General features: G+C 33.0%; 15 protein-coding genes. 13 read left to right on the top strand and 2 right to left on the bottom strand.

All coding sequences use genetic code 11. The features are described 5' to 3' along the window. Genes E4T68_RS03185 through E4T68_RS03200 form a run of 4 tightly spaced genes read left to right on the top strand, consistent with a single transcriptional unit; the run spans nucleotide 1 to nucleotide 2251 of the window. A complete protein-coding gene (locus E4T68_RS03185) occupies nucleotides 1-576 on the top strand; it encodes a nicotinate-nucleotide adenylyltransferase (protein WP_135124054.1) in 576 nt (191 codons plus the stop codon). Next, nucleotides 577-1152 carry a bis(5'-nucleosyl)-tetraphosphatase (symmetrical) YqeK gene (gene yqeK / locus E4T68_RS03190; protein ID WP_135124056.1) on the top strand — a complete coding sequence of 192 codons (576 nt, stop codon included), beginning with the start codon at nucleotides 577-579 and terminating at the stop codon, nucleotides 1150-1152. It begins immediately after the preceding gene. A 21-nt stretch (nucleotides 1153-1173) separates the two neighbouring features. Further along, the gene (rsfS, locus tag E4T68_RS03195) at nucleotides 1174-1548 is read left to right on the top strand and encodes a ribosome silencing factor (protein ID WP_135124058.1); all 375 of its coding nucleotides are present in this window, start codon (nucleotides 1174-1176) and stop codon (nucleotides 1546-1548) included. After that, nucleotides 1508-2251 (top strand): class I SAM-dependent methyltransferase, encoded by a 744-nt coding sequence (locus E4T68_RS03200; RefSeq protein ID WP_167753790.1) that lies wholly within the window; start codon nucleotides 1508-1510, stop codon nucleotides 2249-2251. Before rsfS ends, E4T68_RS03200 begins: the two co-directional genes overlap by 41 nt. A gap of 562 nt (nucleotides 2252-2813) precedes the next feature. On the opposite strand, the gene E4T68_RS03205 is transcribed toward E4T68_RS03200, so the two are convergent. Beyond that, nucleotides 2814-4838, bottom strand: coding sequence for a urocanate hydratase (locus E4T68_RS03205; RefSeq protein ID WP_135124063.1), 2025 nt, complete (start codon nucleotides 4836-4838; stop codon nucleotides 2814-2816). 177 nt (nucleotides 4839-5015) lie between these two features. Between E4T68_RS03205 and hutI the strand changes: the two genes are divergently transcribed. The 8 genes from hutI (at nucleotide 5016) to hutH (ending at nucleotide 16642) form a co-directional block, all read left to right on the top strand. After that, a complete protein-coding gene (hutI, locus tag E4T68_RS03210) occupies nucleotides 5016-6269 on the top strand; it encodes an imidazolonepropionase (protein WP_135124065.1) in 1254 nt (417 codons plus the stop codon). A 265-nt stretch (nucleotides 6270-6534) separates the two neighbouring features. Then, nucleotides 6535-9537 (top strand): AAA family ATPase, encoded by a 3003-nt coding sequence (locus tag E4T68_RS03215; protein WP_135124067.1) that lies wholly within the window; start codon nucleotides 6535-6537, stop codon nucleotides 9535-9537. A 352-nt stretch (nucleotides 9538-9889) separates the two neighbouring features. Then, nucleotides 9890-10789, top strand: coding sequence for a glutamate formimidoyltransferase (ftcD, locus tag E4T68_RS03220; RefSeq protein ID WP_135124069.1), 900 nt, complete (start codon nucleotides 9890-9892; stop codon nucleotides 10787-10789). Nucleotides 10790-10833: 44 nt separating this feature from the next. Next, a complete protein-coding gene (locus tag E4T68_RS03225; RefSeq protein ID WP_135124071.1) occupies nucleotides 10834-11463 on the top strand; it encodes a cyclodeaminase/cyclohydrolase family protein in 630 nt (209 codons plus the stop codon). A 13-nt stretch (nucleotides 11464-11476) separates the two neighbouring features. Beyond that, the gene (locus E4T68_RS03230; protein ID WP_135124073.1) at nucleotides 11477-13153 is read left to right on the top strand and encodes a formate--tetrahydrofolate ligase; all 1677 of its coding nucleotides are present in this window, start codon (nucleotides 11477-11479) and stop codon (nucleotides 13151-13153) included. Beyond that, nucleotides 13153-13728 carry a HutD family protein gene (locus tag E4T68_RS03235; protein ID WP_135124074.1) on the top strand — a complete coding sequence of 192 codons (576 nt, stop codon included), beginning with the start codon at nucleotides 13153-13155 and terminating at the stop codon, nucleotides 13726-13728. Before E4T68_RS03230 ends, E4T68_RS03235 begins: the two co-directional genes overlap by 1 nt. 30 nt (nucleotides 13729-13758) lie before the next feature. Then, nucleotides 13759-15084 carry an APC family permease gene (locus tag E4T68_RS03240; RefSeq protein ID WP_135124076.1) on the top strand — a complete coding sequence of 442 codons (1326 nt, stop codon included), beginning with the start codon at nucleotides 13759-13761 and terminating at the stop codon, nucleotides 15082-15084. Nucleotides 15085-15103: 19 nt separating this feature from the next. Next, nucleotides 15104-16642 carry a histidine ammonia-lyase gene (gene hutH / locus E4T68_RS03245; protein WP_135124078.1) on the top strand — a complete coding sequence of 513 codons (1539 nt, stop codon included), beginning with the start codon at nucleotides 15104-15106 and terminating at the stop codon, nucleotides 16640-16642. Between the two features lie 533 nt (nucleotides 16643-17175). On the opposite strand, the gene E4T68_RS03250 is transcribed toward hutH, so the two are convergent. Beyond that, a complete protein-coding gene (locus tag E4T68_RS03250) occupies nucleotides 17176-19365 on the bottom strand; it encodes a 5'-nucleotidase C-terminal domain-containing protein (protein ID WP_135124080.1) in 2190 nt (729 codons plus the stop codon). Nucleotides 19366-19857: 492 nt separating this feature from the next. Between E4T68_RS03250 and E4T68_RS09240 the strand changes: the two genes are divergently transcribed. Next, nucleotides 19858-19998 (top strand): hypothetical protein, encoded by a 141-nt coding sequence (locus E4T68_RS09240; RefSeq protein WP_167753791.1) that lies wholly within the window; start codon nucleotides 19858-19860, stop codon nucleotides 19996-19998. Nucleotides 19999-20349 lie beyond the last annotated feature (351 nt).

Consider the following 20349-nt stretch of genomic DNA (forward strand, 5'->3'; position numbering starts at 1 on the left):
ATGGCAGAAATTAAACGAGTTGGTATTTTAGGAGGAACATTTAACCCGCCACATATTGCACATTTAATTTGTGCACAATGTGTTGGTGAGACATTACGTTTGGATAAAGTGTATTTTATGCCAAGTGCAATTCCGCCACATAAAAATGGAAAACAGACAATAGACAGCCAACATAGAGAGGAAATGGTTCATTTGGCTATTGAACATAATCCTTTGTTTGATATAGAAATGTATGAGGTTATTAAAGGTGGAGTGAATTATACGTACGATACCATTCAATATTTAAAGAGAAAACATGGTAATAGTGAAATTTATTTTATTATTGGTGCAGATATGATTGAAAATCTACCAACATGGTATAGAATTAATGAGTTAGTCAATGACGTGAATTTTGTAGGGGTTAATCGTCCAGGGTATGATATGGAAAGTGTTTATCCTATCATTTCTCTTGAGGTGCCGTCTATAGAAATCAGCTCGTCATATATTCGAGAGCAAGTTCGCCTAAACAAAAGTATTCAGTATTTAGTACCAAAGTGCGTAGACACATATATTCAAGAGAAAGGATTATATCAATAAATGTTAGATGAAATATTGCGTCAACAAATTATAAAATGTGTTGAAAAGCAAATGTCACAAAAACGTTTTGCGCATGTGTTGCGTGTCGAGCAAAAAGCTATTGAATTGGCAAAACGATATGAAGTGAACATAGCCTCATGCCAGCTAGCCGCTTTATTGCATGATTACGCTAAAGAATGGTCTATGGAAGAGTATAAACAAGCGGTAGAACGTTATGGTATTCCAAAAATCATGCTAACCTATGGTAGTAATATTTTGCACGGTCCGGTCGCAGCACACCTAGCTAAAGAAAAATATGAGATTAATGATGATGTTTTTCAAGCTATTTATTATCATACTATTGGGCATACAAAAATGTCTGATATAGCTAAAGTGTTGTACATTGCAGATTACACAGAAGATGGACGGCAATTTGATGGAGTGGATCAAGCAAGATACTTATCAATGGAAAATTTAGATCAAGCAATCATATACCGTTTAAAACAAACGCTTATGCATTTAGTGGAAATAGAGAAAACTATTTTTCCAGATATGATTGCAACGTACAACTATTGGATTAGCCACGTAAAAAATTAAGATAATGTAGGAGAAAATAATTTGGAAAAAAAGAGTGAAGAAATTTTAGAAACAGTGATTTTAGCAGTTGATGATAAATTAGCCCAAGAAACGCTTGCTTTAGATGTTCGAGGGTTAACAGGATTAGCAGACTTTTTTGTGATTACGCAAGGACGTAATGAAAAACATGTTGAAGCTATTGTGCAAAATGTTATAGAACAGGCACATAAGCAACAGATTGATGTTAAAAATGTTGAGGGAAAAGATACTGGCTTATGGACATTAATTGATTTGAATGACGTGATTGTGCATGTGTTTTATCCAAGTGAGCGGGCACATTATAACTTAGAGAAATTGTGGAGTGATGCCCCACTTTATGATATTTCTGCATGGATTAGTGACAAACATGGTTTATAATCGTTTTGCTAAAACGTATGATATACTAATGGATAAGTCACTTTATCCAAAATGGAAATCGTATGTAGATAGAGTGGCATGTAAACAAGATAAATTGTTAGAATTAGCTTGTGGAACTGGGGAACTTTCAGTGTTGTTGGAGCATGATTATGCTGTGATAGCTAGTGATATTTCAGAGGACATGCTTTTACTTGCTCAAGAAAAATTGACCAAATCAGAAATTTGGCAAGTGGATATGTGTGATTTATCTGCATTCAATCAGATTGATATTATTACATGCTTTGCAGATTCTATATGTTATTTACCTGATGAAGAGCATGTGAAATGTGCTTTTCATCAAGTTTATCAGACACTTACGTCTGATGGGAAATATTTGTTTGATGTGCATTCTATATTTCAAATTGTTGAAGGTTTTGCACAGTATACTTATCATCATGTTGATGAACACATGGTATTTGTGTGGGAAAGTTTTGAAGGAGAAGATCCCTATAGTGTGGAGCATGAATTAACGTGTTGTCAAGAATTAGAGAATGGGACTTATGAGCGTTATGATGAAATTCATTATCAACGGACATATCCTCTAGAGCTGTATATACAATGGTTAAAACAGGTGGGATTTCAACGTATTGAAGTTACGGCAGATTTTGGTCAGAGTGACATAACGGATCAAACAACACGTTGGTTTTTTACATGTTATAAATAGATTAATGATGTATGTAATGTATTATACAGGTACTATGATAGGGAAAAAGAATTTTGTCAAATGATGTTAGTGTTTCATTTAGTGATATAAAAATCATCGAGACTGGAAAAAAACTAAGATTTTAGCCTTTTAATTAACATTTGAAAAATTGAAAACAGGTTAGAATCAACGTTTTTGACGACATTATTATAAGTTGTTTTATTTTTAAGACTTTGTCCCCAGTCCGATTTATTGTACACTTTAAAAATGAAGCAAGTATATGGAGTATTTTTAGTTCAAGAAAAATGATTTAAACAATCTTAATAGGGCTGAAAAGTCTATCAAATCAGTATGCTTATTGTCAGGGTACGCTCATGCTATAAACCTTGACAACTGCATACCGATTTGAAAAGAAAAAATTAACCCTATTAAGAAAAAACAACTTAATATTTGCTGGAATTTTTACTTACCAACATAATTTGACGAAGAGCTGAAAATAGTGGAAAGATTTTTTGAATCTTTCCACTATTTTATGTTTAGAAATTTTTTCCAGTCTTATTTGGAACTATTTATTTTTTTATGATTAGTTAAAAAGCTTTGAAACAGCAGCTTTTACAGCTTCTTCATCAGCAAGATAAGGAATAGTAATATGGTCGCTACCTTCGCGCATTTTATTGTATTCAATAGATGTTTCAATAGCGTGCTCGTTCCTTGCCCAGTTACGACGAGCAACACCACCCATAGTATCCCAAGCGATTGCAGATTTGATAATGTCATCGCACAACTCACTACCATCTAATACTAGACCGAAACCACCGTTGATTGATTTTCCGATACCAACACCGCCACCATTATGCAAAGCAATTAAGCTCATGCCACGTGCAGCATTTCCTGCATAACATTGTGTAGCCATATCAGCAGTGACGTTACTACCGTCTTTAATATTTGATGTTTCACGGAATGGAGAGTCAGTTCCTGACACGTCATGATGATCACGACCTAACATGACTGGTCCAATTTTTCCTTCACGGATTAATTGATTGAATTTAAGTGCAATATTAACACGTCCCATGGCGTCTTGGTATAAAATACGTGCTTGTGTTCCGACAACAAGTTGATTTTTCTCTGCATCACGAATCCAATTATAGTTGTCACGGTCTTGATAGCGACGTGTTGGATCAATAACTTCCATGGCAGCTTTATCTGTAGCCATTAAATCTTCATGTTTTCCACTTAAACATACCCAACGGAATGGTCCATATCCATAATCAAATAACATAGGTCCCATAATATCTTCAACGTATGATGGCCAAATAAATCCATCTTTATCATCTATACCGTTTTTAGAAATTTCTTTAATGCCGGAATCATAAACTGATTTCATAAAGGCATTTCCATAGTCAAAGAAGTAAGTCCCTTTTTCTGTTAGAGATTTAATCACTTTATAGTGGCGAGCTAATGTTTCGTCTACTAAGCGCTTAAATGTGCCTTGATCTTCACCTAATAAACGTGTGCGTTCCTCAAAGGAAATACCTACTGGACAGTATCCACCAGTATAAACGTTATGGCAAGAGGTTTGATCTGATAACAAATCAACGTGAATATTTTCTCTGTCAATATATTCTAATAAATCAACAATATTTCCATGATAAGCAATAGAAGTTGATTCTTGTTTATCTAAGTATTCTTTTGCTAAAGCCATTGTATCCTCTGGTGTTTGGCATACTTGGCTAATCCAACCTTGAGAATGACGTGTTTCAATACGAGATTCATCTACTTCAGCGACGATAGCTACAGCATTAGCGATTTCTCCAGCTTTACCTTGAGCACCACTCATACCACCTAAACCGGAAGAAATGAATAGTTTTCCACGTAAATCACCTTCATCAGCAATGCCTAATTTTAAACGACCTGCATTGAGAAGTGTATTGAATGTGCCGTGAACAATACCTTGTGGACCGATATACATCCAACCACCAGCAGTCATTTGTCCGTAGTTTGTGACCCCCATTTGTTCTGCGATTTCCCAATCGTGCATATTATCGTATTCTCCAACTAAAAGACCGTTTGTAATAATAACACGTGGAGCATCTTTTTTAGATTTGAATAGGCCTAATGGATGTCCAGATTCAACCACTAACGTTTGTTCATCAGTCATTTCTTCTAAGTATTTCATAATTAAATGATATTGCATCCAGTTTGAACATACTTGCCCAGTTTCTCCGTAAGTAACTAACTCATAAGGATATAAAGCTACTCTAAAATCTAAATTATTGTCAATCATGACTTGCATAGCTTTAGCAGCCGTACATTTTCCTTTATATTCATCAATAGGTTTTCCGTAAATTCTTTCTTTTGGATACCAACGATAACCGTAAATTCTTCCTCTTGTTTTCAACTCCTCTAAAAATTCGGGGATAATTTCTTCATGATATTTAGATGGAATATAACGTAAAGCATTTTTTAATGCGATTTCTGTCTGTGCAGGAGTTAATCTAAACCCACGATCTGGTGCACGGCGAATACCTGGTTCAAAGACTGTTTTTTCTGGCAATACATCATCTAATTTGATTGTCATGGCAGCTTCAATGTCTTTATAATTAATCATAATAAACCTCCAAAATTGTTTTTTGACGCTTTTACTATATAATGTAAGCGTAGGTGAAATGTCTTTTAGTACAAAAAAAAGATAAATAATAACTAAAAGAAAAAAACGTCTAAATTTGACAAAAATTTGACACTTTCAAGTTACATTATATATATCAAAAAAAGAGGTGAATATAACATGCATGCAGATAAATTGTTTATAAATATTGGTCAGTTGTTTTGTCCTAAAGATTTAGGAAGAGCTTTAAAAGGTCATGAAATGAATGAAGCACTTATTTTAGAGAATGCATATTTAGCAGTAAAAGACGGTAAGATTTTGGCAAAAGGTGTAGGAGAATATCAAGAATATTGTCATGAACATACTGAAATCATTGATTGCCAAGGGAAATTGGTGACACCTGGACTAATTGATTCGCACACTCATTTAGTTTATGGTGGAAGTCGTGAACACGAATTTGCAAAAAAATTAAATGGTGTTAGTTATCTTGATATTTTAAAACAAGGCGGTGGCATTTTAAGTTCTGTTAGAGCAACAAGAGAAGCCAGTTTTGAAACATTAGTGGAAAAATCAGAACGTTTATTAAATTATATGTTGGAACACGGAGTTACTGCCGTTGAAGCTAAAAGCGGATATGGTCTAAATTGGGAAACAGAAAAGAAACAATTAGATGTTGTCAAAGTGTTAAATGATACTCACCCTATTGAATTGGTATCTACATTCATGGCAGCACATGCTATTCCTGAAGAATATAAAGGGCGTTCACAAGAGTTTTTGGATAGTATTGTCAATGAAATGCTTCCAAAAGTAAAAGAAGAAAATTTAGCAGAATTTTGTGATATTTTCTGTGAAAAAAATGTGTTTACAGCACAGGAATCATTGTATTTGTTGTCTAAAGCAAAAGAAATGGGCTTTAAATTACGTATTCACGCAGATGAAATTGAGTCTATTGGTGGCGTTGATGTTGCAGCACAATTACATACAACGAGTGCAGAACATCTTATGAAAGCTACAGATGAGGGCATTAGTCAGATGAGTAAGGCAGGTGTCATTGGCAACCTATTACCTGCAACAACATTTAGCTTAATGGAAGATACGTATGCACCAGCACGTAAAATGATTGATGCTGGAATGGCAATTGTCTTGTCTACAGATAGTAATCCGGGAAGTTGTCCAACAGCTAATATTCAGTTTATTATGCAATTAGGGTGTTTCCAAATGAAATTGACGCCAATTCAAGTGTTTAATGCAGTAACTATTAATGCAGCTTATGTGATTGATAGACAACAAACTATAGGTAGTTTCGACTGTGGAAAACAAGCAGACATTGTTGTGTTTGATGCACCAAACATTGACTATCCATTGTATTTCTTTGCGACAAACTTAGTATCACGTGTCTATAAAAAAGGCGAATTGGTTATTGATCGTTCATAGTAGAAAGCACCATTTTGAAAGAAATGGTGCTTTTCTAGTATAATAGAGTTGTAATTTGATAGGGTAGATATTTTATTAACTCATTAGAGGTAATAGAATAATATTTTAAATTATTTAGTTCTTTTTTAGAGGAAACAAGTGGTATAATGGAAAGACAAATACATTAGATAAAAAGAAGTCAACTCATATAAAGTTGAAGTGATGTATTTTTATGATGAGCTAATAAAAAACTTGTGCATGTAACGTATAATAGAAAGGGCAAAATATGGATAAACAGGTCGTTCAGTTCCAATTATTTGGAAATCCTAAAATTAAAATGAATGGTAAAGCGATTACCTTTTCTTTTACAAAAGTGAATGCATTACTTTACTATTTAATTGTTAATAAGTCGATTAGTCGAGATGAAATTGCTGGATTATTATGGCCAGATAAAACAGAAAAGAGTGCAAAAAAAAATTTAAGGAATACGATTTATCAAGCTAATAAAGTATTGGGCGAAGATTTTATTTTAGCACCAAATAACAAAACGTTAGAAATTAATCCGAATATAGCTGTTGAAAGTGATATAGATACGTTTAATCATGAGGTGTCTAAACAGTCGTTAGATGTATATAAAGATGTGTTTTTAAAAGGGTTTTATATTAAAGATTCTGAAGAATTTGATTTTTGGATTGGTAAAATGCGAACCTATTTTGAACAAACTTTTATCCAACGTTGTTATGCCAATATACAAGTAGATATTGAAAATAATCAATTTGATCATGTTGAAGAACGCATCAAAACATTAATTGCTATTGATGAATTTGACGAAAGAAATTATCAGTTATTAATGCAATTTTATCAAAATACCAATCGCAATTCTAAAGTTATTGAAGTGTATTATAGTTTAGTTGATTTACTTGAGCGTGAATTGGATATTGCACCGAGTAAGGAAACACGCCTTATATATGAGAGAACATTGCAAATTCAAAATAAAACAACACGTTCAGTGCGTTCGTTGAAAAAGCATGTGTTTTTTGGTCGTTATGTCGAATTAAACCAGTTAGAAGAACAAATCGCAAAGTTATTTAATGGGACTAAGCAACATGTGATTGTAAAAGGAAGTGCTGGAGTAGGGAAATCAACTTTAGTGAATGCTGTATTGCAACGTATTGTACACTCTTATTTTAAAGTGAGTGTTATTTGTCATCGGGCTGAACAAGCGTATCGCTTACGTCCAATCAAACGATTAATGGATGTATTAGAGCAGTTAGCCATAGAATGTAACCTTGTTACAAAAACACAATGGAATAAAATTATACAGCCTATTTTCTCGACTACATCATCACAGAGTGTTACATTTAAATCAATAGAGCAGTTAGAACTGCTAATTCTAGAAGTTATTCAATTATTACAAGTGCAAAAACCTCTTATTATTTTTATTGAAGATATTCATTGGATAGACGAAGAAAGTGCAAGGCTCATTAATCGTTTGATGTTAAATATGGAGTATATGCAAGTTTTGTTTATTTTAACGGTACAAAAACATCACGAAAGCCGTCTGTTAAATAATTTATCTGTGAATAATTTAAGTACAACTATTATAATCCCACCATTTTCTCAAAAGGAAGTTCAGCAATATGTTGAGAAACGTCTGGGAAATGCTCAAGCAACTGCTAAATTAATAGAACGTATTTTTAAAGAAAGTGAAGGGTTGCCTTTTTATGTCGATGAATATATTAATTTAGCCCAAAAAGACGTCCCTATAAATCGTTTAACATTGAAAATGCAGGAATTTTTAAAAGAGCAATTTGGTCAATTTGATGATATTCAGTTAGAAATTTTAACACTATTGTCGTATTTTGAACATTTTGCAACGGTAGATATCATTCAACAGATTGTGGATTACGATATTGAATTGATTGAGGAAACCATTCAAGAGGCTATTCATCAAGGATTGATTTATGAAACTATTCAAAACAATATAGCATATTTAGCGTTTTTACATCATAAATATAAAGAATACTTGTACTTTAAGCAAACATATACGAAAAAGAGAATGGTGCATAAAAAAATTGCGTTCATGTTAGAAAAAATCAAATCAACCAATGCTTCGTGGGTTTTATTCGATGATATTAGTTACCATTTTTCAAAGGCACATTTGAAATTACGTGCTTTAGCTTATCAGCTTGAAAAGGTTGAACTTACCCTAACCATGCAACATGAAATATTTCCATTGTATCATGCCATGTCTGTTAGTAAGGCGTTTGAGCAGACAAATGTAGAAACAGATTTGGCGTCTATCCAATTGGGTATGAGCCAATTAGATGAGGAAAAACGATTGAGTGAAGAATTTAAGTTGCTTGATATGAAATATTTATTATTAAAAGGAAAATTTTTTATTCGTTGTGGGAAATATGATGAAGGGATTACTTTTATTCAAAACGTTATTACACGTTCAGAATTAAATCAAGATACAACCTATTTATTTGAAGCCTACAAACAGATGATTTATTATGCCATTCAAATTGAACATGCTATTCAGTTGAAAGAATATGTTCAAAAAGCCATGCAGTTAGCTATTCAATCTAATAATTATGAACAGATGGGAATGTTGTTAAGAATAGAAGGTGTCTATTATTTAATGATTGGACAGTGTGAACAGGCAGAAAAACAACTACATGAGTCTATTCATATTTATAGTATTACAAAAACGCTATTTGAAAAGTATCAATCAAATATTGCTGCGTCTTATGATTATTTGGCAGAAATTGCACGATATAAAGAGAATTTTGAGGATGCTTTAATGTGGCATAACAAAGCGATAAAACTGTGCCAAGACGGTGCAATGGATTCAAGTGGTGTTATTTTTTATCTGAATAGAGGAATTACTTATTATGTTTTAAAAGAGCATACAAAAGCATTGCAAGATTTCGATAAAGCAAAAGACTTAATTTCTTCCGTATCGCCTATTTGGAAAAAAATTCAATTAGATGCGTATTATGCACTGTGTCAAGTCGCTTGTCAAAATGATGAATTTATCATTCAATTTATTAATGAAAATCAAGATAACAATACATTTTCTAATCCTAGAGATGAAGGTATTGTGTGCTTTGTAAAAGCAAAGTGGTTAACGTTAAAACAAGAGGAACAACTAAAGAGCAAGTGTCATCTTGAACATTCACAAATGTACTATATTGAACAGGCTAAGAAAATGTTGAATTGCTATCGAGATGCAAATATCTTCAAAGAAACATTAGAATTAGAGGACAACATTAGAAAAAAATAAGAAAGCATCAAAAAATTTGCTAGGGATAGAAACTTTTTTTGAACTAAAAAACGTCAAAAAGAGACTATCCCTATTATATTTAGATATGGTACAATAAAGGTAATATAAATTAGGGGGTGAAAAGGGGTAGATAAAAAAATAAAATACTAGATTATTGAAACAAGATAGTCACTCAAACGTCAAAAAAAATTAGGTTTTTATTATGCTGACAGAATGCCAGAAAAATGACAGGTGAAAATCGTGTAAAATTGATAAAAAACATAAAAAAATATGGCGTTTTAAAGTGTTGACAACGTTTTCAAGTGGTGGTAATGTAGACGTAGGAAAAATATTTAAAAAGGAGTTTAAGTGTATGGCAAAATTGGTAGAATGTATTCCTAATTTTAGTGAAGGGAGAAATCAAGAAGTCATTGATGGGCTAGTTAGTGTAGCAAAAAGTGTTCCAGGTGTAACGTTGCTAGACTATTCATCAGATACTAGCCATAATCGTAGTGTGTTCACATTAGTTGGTGATGAAGAAAATATTCAAGAAGTTGCTTTCCAATTAGTAAAATATGCAAGTGAACATATTGATTTAACAAAACATACAGGAGAACATCCACGTATGGGTGCAACAGATGTGGTGCCATTTGTTCCAGTTAAAGATATTACAGCACAAGAATGTGTTGAAATTTCTAAAAAAGTGGCAAAAAGAATTAATGATGAGTTAAATATCCCAATTTTCTTATATGAAGATTCTGCAACAAGTCCTGAAAGAGTGAATTTGGCTAAAGTAAGAAAAGGTCAATTTGAAGGCATGCCAGAAAAATTATTGCAAGAAGAATGGGCTCCTGATTTTGGAGAAAGAAAAATTCACCCCACAGCAGGTGTTACAGCTGTTGGAGCACGTATGCCTTTAGTTGCATTCAATGTCAATTTAGATACAAGTGATTTAAGTATCGCAAATAAAATTGCTAAAATTGTACGTGGTTCTAGTGGTGGTTTCAAATATTGTAAAGGTATTGGTGTGATGTTAGAAGATCGTAACATTGCACAAGTGTCTATGAATATGGTAAATTTTGAAGGAACACCATTATATAGAGCATTGGAAACTATTCGTTTTGAAGCAAAACGCTATGGTGTAAATGTTATTGGAACTGAATTAATTGGTTTGGCACCAGCTAAAGCTTTAATTGATTGTGCTGAATATTATTTACAAATTGAGGACTTTGATTACAATAAACAAATTTTAGAAAACCATTTATTAAATTAATAGCATTAAACTAACGATAAAACCTATAATAGTGGAGGAAGTTCATGACAAAATTAGTTGATTTAACAGTAACACAATTTATGGAAACATTAGGTTCTGATGCTCCAGCACCTGGAGGAGGATCTGCAAGTGCGTTATCTGGTTCAATGGGAATTTCTTTAGTTAAAATGGTTACTGAGTTAACAATTGGTAAAAAGAAATATGCTGAATTTGAAGAAGAAATGTTAACTATACGTGATCAGGCAAGCACATTACAAACAGCATTGCTGACATCTATTGATAAAGATACAGAAGCATTTAATGGAGTGTCTGCAGTTTTTGCTATGCCAAAAGATACTGATGAACAAAAGGCAGAACGTAGTGCGGCTTTACAAGAGGCATTAAAACGAGCAACATTAGTACCTTACGAAGTCATGGAATTGTTGGTAAAAGCATTGTGTGTGACAAAGGGTGCTGTTGGGAAATCTAATACTAATGCTGCAAGTGATTTAGGTGTAGGTGCAGTAAACTTAAAATCAGCACTTCAAGGTGCATGGTTAAATGTATTAATTAATTTATCTGGTATTAAAGATGAGCAATTTGTACAAGAATACAAAAATAAAGGTAAAGAATTATTGGAAGAAGGATCAGCATTAGCCGATCATATCTATCAAATCATTGAAGAAAGTGTTTAAAAGGAGACCAGCTATGAGTCATTTAACAGATATTGAAATTGCCAATCAAGTTGCTATGTTCCCCATTGAAAAAGTTGCTGAAACAATTGGCATAGACAGTGAACATTTATCATTATACGGAAAATATAAAGCCAAGATTGATACAAATGTACTAGACGAGTTATCTCATCGTCCTGATGGAAAATTGATTTTAGTGACAGCTATTACACCAACTCCAGCAGGAGAGGGGAAAACAACAACGTCTGTTGGGTTAGCTGATGCATTAAAACATATTGGAAAAAATGCAGCTATTGCGTTACGTGAACCATCTTTAGGGCCAGTTTTTGGTGTAAAAGGTGGAGCTGCAGGCGGTGGATACGCTCAAGTTGTGCCAATGGAAGACATTAATTTACATTTTACTGGAGATTTTCATGCTATTGGTGCAGCAAATAATTTATTAGCGGCACTACTTGATAATCACATTCATCATGGGAATGCCTTAGGTATTGATACTCGTCGCATTACGTGGAAGCGTGTTGTCGATATGAATGATCGCCAACTTCGTCATATTGTTAATGGATTACAAGGGAAAGTAAATGGTGTGCCAAGAGAAGATGGATATGATATTACAGTTGCTTCAGAAATTATGGCGATTTTATGCTTAGCAAACAATATATCTGATTTAAAAGAAAAATTGGGTAAAATTATTGTGGCGTATTCATTTGAAGGCACTCCGATTACAGCACATGATTTGAAAGCAGAAGGTGCTTTAAGTGCGTTATTAAAAGATGCTATTCATCCTAATATCGTGCAAACATTGGAACATACTCCAGCCTTTGTACATGGCGGACCATTTGCAAATATTGCACATGGCTGTAACAGTGTATTGGCTACAAAATTAGCGTTGAAATATGCAGATTATACAGTAACAGAAGCAGGGTTTGGTGCAGATTTAGGTGCAGAAAAATTCATTGATATTAAATGCCGTTTGGCAAACTTAAAACCAGATGCTGCAGTATTGGTAGCAACAATTAGAGCATTGAAAATGCATGGTGGTGTGCCAAAAGCAGAATTATCTAGTGAAAATGTTGAAGCAGTAATTAAAGGATTACCTAATTTAGAAAAACATTTATCTAATATTAAAGATGTTTATGGATTACCGGTTGTCGTAGCCATTAACAAGTTCCCACTGGATACACAAGCAGAATTAGACGCTGTTTATCAAGCGTGTAAAGAAAAAGGCGTTGACGTTGTGTTATCAGATGTTTGGGCAAATGGTGGTGCAGGTGGTGAAGAATTAGCACGTAAAGTTGTTGAATTGACAGAACAACCAAATCATTTCCAATTTGTATATGATGCACAAGATTCTATCGTTGAAAAATTAACTAAAATTGTACAAAAAGTATACGGTGGAACAGGTGTGGAATTGACAGCTAAGGCGAAACGTGAAATTGCTGAACTTGAGAAATTAGGATTTGGAGATTATCCAATTTGTATGGCAAAAACACAATATTCATTTTCAGATGATCCAACAAAAATTGGAGCACCAAAAGACTTTACGATTACGATTAAAAGTTTGAAAGTTTCAGCAGGTGCAGGATTTATTGTTGCTTTAACAGGAGATATTATGACGATGCCAGGTTTACCGAAATCTCCTGCTGCTGAACGAATTGATGTTGATGAACATGGTAATATTTCTGGGTTGTTCTAATGAAACAGGATATTCAGTATTTATCAAAAGAAAATTATAAAGTTACACATTGGTCTGGGGGAAAGACAACGGAAATTTGTCTTTCTCCAGCTGATGGACACTATCAAGTTGGAGGATTTGATTATCGTGTATCGTCGGCGACTATAGAACTCAATGAAACTGTTTTTACTAAATTAGCCGGTTATCAGCGAATAATTATGTCGCTGACTAATCAAATAGACTTGTATCATGGGCAAAAACATGTGATACTCCAGCCTTTTACTCCGTACTATTTTAGTGGAGCTATTGAAACAAAAAGTGTTGGGAAATGTATTGATTTTAATCTTATCTATACACCCAATTTTCATGGGAAAATGACTGTATATAATTCAGGAGATTATATACAATTTATACAGAATAGACATTACATTATCTATGCAGTAAAAAATGGGCAATATTATGATATAAATAGTCGTGATATCATACAGATTAATCAACATGATAGTGTACAATTTGTAGCAGATACTAATAACACTTGGAAAATAGAACATACAAGCGATTCATGTTGTATTGTTGTGGAAGTATACAAATCGTAATGTTGCTGAAAATAGAAAGGGGAAAACCTTATGTCAAATGAAATTAATCAGAACGAAAAAGCAAAGTTTAGTTTAAGTGGTGCAACCTTGTATGGTATTAACGCCGTTATTGGTTCAGGTATTTTCTTGTTACCACAAAGAATATATAAAGGCTTAGGTCCTGCTTCACTATTGGTTATGCTAGGGACAGCTTTATTAACTATTATGTTGGCAGTATGTTTTGCTGAAGTAGCTGGATATTTTAATAAAAATGGTGGAGCATATCAATACTCTAAAAAAGCATTTGGAGAATTTGTTGGATTTAATGTTGGATTTTTAGGTTGGATTGTTACTATGACAGCATGGGCGGCTATGGCGGCTGGATTTGCTAAAATTTTTATTCAAACATTCCCAGCATTTGAAGGATATAATTTACCAATTAGTGTAACATTGATTGTTTTGTTGACAGTTATGAATTTGGCAGGATTAAAAACGTCTAAAACATTAACAATTACAGCAACTATTGCAAAACTTATTCCTATTATTGGATTTTCTGTATGTGCTATTTTCTTCATAGGTGGAGGATTAAAGAATTTTACACCATTCGTTCAATTAGAATCAGGTAAAGATTTCCTAGGTGCAGCAGCTTCCACAGCAGTTTATATTTTCTATGGATTTATTGGTTTTGAAACATTGCCAATCGTAGCAGGGGAAATGCGTAATGCTGAAAAGAATGTTCCACGTGCTATTTTAGGGTCTATTAGTATTGTATCTATTTTATATATGTTGATTATTGCTGGAACTATCGCCATGTTGGGTGGAAATATCATGACTTCAAAAGCACCCGTACAAGATGCTTTTGCAGCAATGATTGGACCAGTTGGTGCATTGTTAGTATCTATAGGTGCTTTAATTTCTATTGCAGGATTAAATATGGGCGAATCTATTATGGTACCTCGTTTTGGTGCAGCAATTGCCGAAGATGGATTATTACCTAGAAAAATAGCAGAAAAAAATAAAAATGGTGTTCCAACTTTAGCTGTGTTTATTTCTAGTAGTATTGCAATTATATTATTATTGACAGGGTCATTTGAAACTTTAGCAGCATTGAGTGTTGTGTTCCGTTTCTTCCAATATATTCCAACAGCTTTAGCTGTTATGGCATTACGTAAACAGAACCCAGAGGCTAAAGTGACTTTCCGAGTACCTTTTGGACCTGTTATTCCACTTTTAGCAATTGGGGTTAGTTTGGTCATGATTGTAGCGGAGAGTGTAATGAATGTTGTTTATGGTCTTGTTGGATTAATGGTATCTTGTGCTGTATACTTTATCATTCACAAGATAAAAGCATCAACTTTTAAAGGAACAAGCAAATAAAAGAATAGGAGAAAGAAGAATGAATAAAGTTATTTTAGATGGGAAATCATTGACATTAGAAGATGTTATTCGTGTATCACGTGAGTTTGTTGAATGTGAAATTTCACAAGATGCTATTAATGATGTAGAATTGTCACGTAAAATCGTTGATGATATTGTGCGTGAAAAACGTGTTGTTTATGGTATTAATACAGGATTTGGTTCTTTATGTAATGTAAGTATTTCTCAAGATGATACAGAACAGTTGCAAGAAAATCTAATTCGTACACATTCAACAGGATTTGGTGATCCTTTAAAAGAAGATGCGGTACGTGCGATTATGTTAATTCGTATTAATTCATTATTAAAAGGATATTCCGGTATTCGCTTATCAACTATTCAAACGTTATTAGACATGTTGAATAAGAAAGTTACCCCTCATATTCCAGAAAAAGGATCACTAGGTGCCTCAGGAGATTTAGCACCATTAGCACACATGGTGTTGCCAATGTTAGGTCTAGGAAAAGCTTACTTCAATGGAGAATTATTATCTGGTAAAGAAGCTATGGAAAAAGCGGGGGTTCCAGTAATCAAACTAGATGCTAAAGAAGGTTTAGCTTTAATTAATGGAACAACTGTATTAACAGGTATTGGTGCTTTGGCAACGTATGATGCAATTGAATTATTAAAATTATCTGATATAGCTGGAGCATTATCATTAGAAGTACATCACGGTATTTCCAGTCCGTTTGAGGAAGAATTACATATTATCCGTCCGCAAAGTGGTCAATTAGCAACAGCACGTAATATTCGTACATTAATTGAAGGCAGTCAATATACCACAGTTGCAACACCACAACGTGTACAAGATCCTTACACATTACGTTGTATTCCACAAATTCATGGAGCAAGTAAAGATAGTATTGCTTACGTAAAACAAAAAGTAGAAATTGAAATTAACTCTGTGACAGATAATCCTATTGTTACACCAGCAGGACATGTTATTTCAGGTGGTAATTTTCATGGTGAGCCTATGGCACAACCATTTGATTTCTTAGGTATTGCTATTTCTGAAATTGGTAATGTGTCGGAACGCCGTGTTGAGCGTTTAGTAAACAAGCAATTAAGTGGGTTACCATCATTCTTAGTAAAATATCCGGGATTAAATTCAGGTTTTATGATTACACAATATGCATGTGCTTCATTAGCTTCTGAAAATAAAATTTTATCTCATCCAGCTAGTGTGGATTCAATTCCATCTTGTGAAAACCAAGAAGATTTTGTCAGCATGGGAACAACGGCAGCACGCAAAGCTAGTGAAATTTTGAAAAATTCTCGTCGCATTGTAGCAACTGAAATTATGGCAGCTTGCCAAGCCTTAGATTTGAAAGGTGAAACAACAGGTTTAGGCGTTGGTACACAACTTGCTTATAATCATGTCAGAAAACATGTTGGATTTATCGAACATGATAAAGATATTGAAATTTATGATGAGTTAAACAAAGTGAGTGCACTATTAGAAGATAGTTCATTATTACGAGTTGTAGAAAGTGCACTCCAACTAGATATTCAATTTTAATAGAGATATGAAATATATATCTATTATCTCATATAAATAATAAAACTGGTAAATAGTTTCATTCATATCTATTTAATCAGTAATAGAAAGCAGTTTTATACTATTGTATAAGATATGATTTAATGCTTATATCTTGTCATGGTGCATGACATATTGAATATGAAATAAAATCGTGTTGGAAATTCCCAACACGATTTTTATATAGAGTAGAGTATTTTTTCAAATAATGAAAGATAAATCAGATATTTGTAAATCTTGGCAAAAAATCTAGGGATTCCTAAATAGACAATAAACATATTTAAAAAATAGTATCAAGGTACATAGCTTAATGATTTTTTTAATAGGAGAAAACAATTTTACGTATATTTTAATGGAAACGAGTCGGACTATATGTTTATTCTCAAATCAATTTAAAAGTGTTACAGCTGTAATCTTTACATGCAAGAGTATAATTTTGACAGATAAAAAACACTCGTGTGATTAGAATTCGTCTAATGACATGAGTGTTTTTTCTAATAGTGTTTCATAGATGATTATTTTTTGCGTAATGCTTTTTTATATTTGATTACCCATGCGCCTAAAGCTAAGCTGATAGCACCTAAAATGCTTAAGGATTGCTCAGTTGTTCCAGTGTATGGTAATGTTTTTGTATTGTTTTTTTCTGGTTTTGTTGAATTAGAATCTGTATCGTCATTCTTAGGATTTTTATTTTTGTCTGAATCTGATTTGTTGTCGTCTTGTTTAGGATTTTTATTTTTGTCAGAATCAGATTGCCCGTCATTGTCTTTGTTGTTGTCTTGTTCAGGGTTTTTATTTTTGTCAGAATCTGATTTATTGTCATCATCTTGTACAGGTGTTATTTTTGGTTCTTCTTGTTTTGTCATCGCCTCAAAGTCAGCCTGTGTCAATGAAATGATACGTTGGTTTGGATTAACATCACCGTATGGTGCAAGATTAGTGTGTTTTAAGAAGTCAGCAAAAACTGTATCCATTGATGGTCCTTCTTCACGAGCACCACCTAACATCGTATAGCCATCTCCACCAGCGGCTAGGAAATCATTTGTTGTAAGATAATATGTTTTTTCAAGATCTAAAGGAACATATTGTCCAGTTTCACGATCAAAAATATCAACACGTAATACACGTTTTTCAGGATCAAGTGTTGTATCGTGGTATACTTTTACGCCAGATACATGTAAGAAAGAGCCATTTGCTTCAAGTAATGGTAATCCACGTTCATCTAAAACTTTATTGCCTTCTTTATCTTTTTGTAAAACAGCAGATAAACTGTGTTTAAACATATCTAAAATTTGAGCACCTTTTACTTCAATTTGAGAAATTGTGTTTCCAAAAGGAAGTACGGCAATAATATCTCCTCTAGTAATAGGAGCATCTTTTTTTATAGTGTCACGTAATCCACCACCATTTGTCACGGCTAAATCTGATTTATTTTTAAATCCAGTTTGACCGTAATCATATAGAGCATCAGCTACTACATTACCTAGGTTTGTTTCACGAACACGAACGTTCATACGATTACCATTTAGTTCTACAGTATTGTTTTCTACAATTATTGTAGCATTTTCCTGTTTGAATTTTTCTTTAATTTCAGCCACTTTTTCGGCAATATTAGAGCTTGGTGTAATTTTTTCAGCATCTTTATAGCTGATTAAAGTAGGTGTCATTGTTCCATTGCCACCTAATGTCACTTTACCGATATTGTTTAAATAATTACCGGTTTGATTGTATACAACGTTTTTCCCATAAGTAGTAGAGTGAGCAGTATGAGAGTGGCCATCAATCATAACAACTTTTTTATTTTCTAAAAGTTTAAATTTAGATAATTCATCTGCTAAAGTACTTCCTTGCCATTCTTTTTTAGTTGTGTCGTCTATACCTAAGTGTCCAATAATTACATAAGTATTGTATTCTTTGCCTTCTGCTTTAGCACGAGATTCTACTTCAGTAATGACATTTTTGACTTCAGTAATAGGATCTCTAAATTCAACATTTTTAATGTTTTTAGGGTGTGTTTTTGTATATGTTTCAGGTGTTGTTACACCAATAACGACAACTTCATCTCCAATAACATTTTTATCTTTGTCAATGATAGTTGACGCATCAAATAAACGAACACCGTTAACATAAGTATTAGCACTTAATAATGGGAATGTGAATATTTCTTTGTATTTCACTGCTTGATCAAAGCCAAAATCAAATTCATGGTTTCCGACTGCAACAGCATCATAACCGATTTCATTTAAAATTTTAGCCATATCTTCCCCTTTAGAGCTGTTGGAAATTGGTAAACCTTGCAAAGCATCTCCAGCATCTACTAATAGAGTTGTTTGCGTGTCTTTAGCACGTTCTTCTTTGACGATAGCGTCTAATTTTGCTACGCCAATAACTTTGCCACGTTTGTCTTCTTCTAAGCGTCCATGCATGTCATTCGTGTGTAAAATGACAATGTCTTTTTCCTTAGAAGCACTAGAATTCCCTACTGAATTAGGGTTTTCAGTATTTGATGGTGTTGGGGCATCATTTACTGTAGAAGATGTTTCTTCAGTAGTAGGAGTACTATTTGCGATTGTTTCATTTGGAGTTATTTCAGCACTAGCTGGAGCATTAGGTGCATTTGTTTCAGCAAATGCATGATTAGCCAAAATCATTGGCGATAATAATACTGTTGATACAAATGATGCAAGATATGTTTTTTTGTTCATAAACATTCCCTCTCTTTATTTTTTTACACCACTATTGTACTATATTTTTTGAATATGCAAAACAGTTTTTATTTAGATTTTTTGTAAAAAATATGTAAATTTAAGAACAATCCAGTATCAGAGAGTGTCTACTTAGTTGTCTATAAAAATTTAAAAAATATAAAATAGATTTTTGGGTAAGTGTGAAATAAGATAGAAATAGTGTGCTATACAACTATTGATATAAACAATAAAAAATCCATACGATATATTATGTGACTATATAAGAAATAGCAAAACTAAATACGCAGGAAAAGATGTGAGGAAGATATGTGTAAAAATAAGGCATATCATTTGGTTAATGATAGTATTAAGTTATGCTCTAGTGATTGTACAGTATTATTTTGGAGTATTATATTTTTATGATGGGCATTTTTTAATGAAAAAAGATATAAATTTTTGATGACGATATTGCTGCAGTGAGCGTTATTATCAAAAAATTATTTGATAAATATGATAAAAGTCAAGATTTTCCAACTATTTATTTTTGACATAGTTTATTTAAAATCAGAGCAAGTTCAATTATTAGATATTTGGAAAAGAGATTTAAACGTCATTGTTGATGAATACATTAAAGATAATTGCCAATATTAAAGATTTAGGCAATACTGATTATTGAACTCTATTTTTAGACATACAAAAACGTAAGATAGAATATTAAAACGACATGATATGACACTTAAATGTGTGAGTATCATGTCGTTCTTAGTGAATATATTATCTGATCATAATACATAAAATTTCCCCGTGTTGTAAAATGAAGTGCAACAAATAAAAATAAACAAAAAAACATGAAAATCAGCTATACTAAAGTTGCCAAACCAAATAGATAGGAAGATTTTCATGTCTGAAGTACATTATACCACAAAACGACACTATAAACACTTAAGTGATAAAGAAAGAAGTCAAATTGAAATATTATTAAACGAGGGCTATACTATTTCA

Origin of the sequence: Granulicatella sp. WM01, assembly GCF_004570605.1 — a bacterium.
GTDB lineage: Bacteria > Bacillota > Bacilli > Lactobacillales > Aerococcaceae > WM01.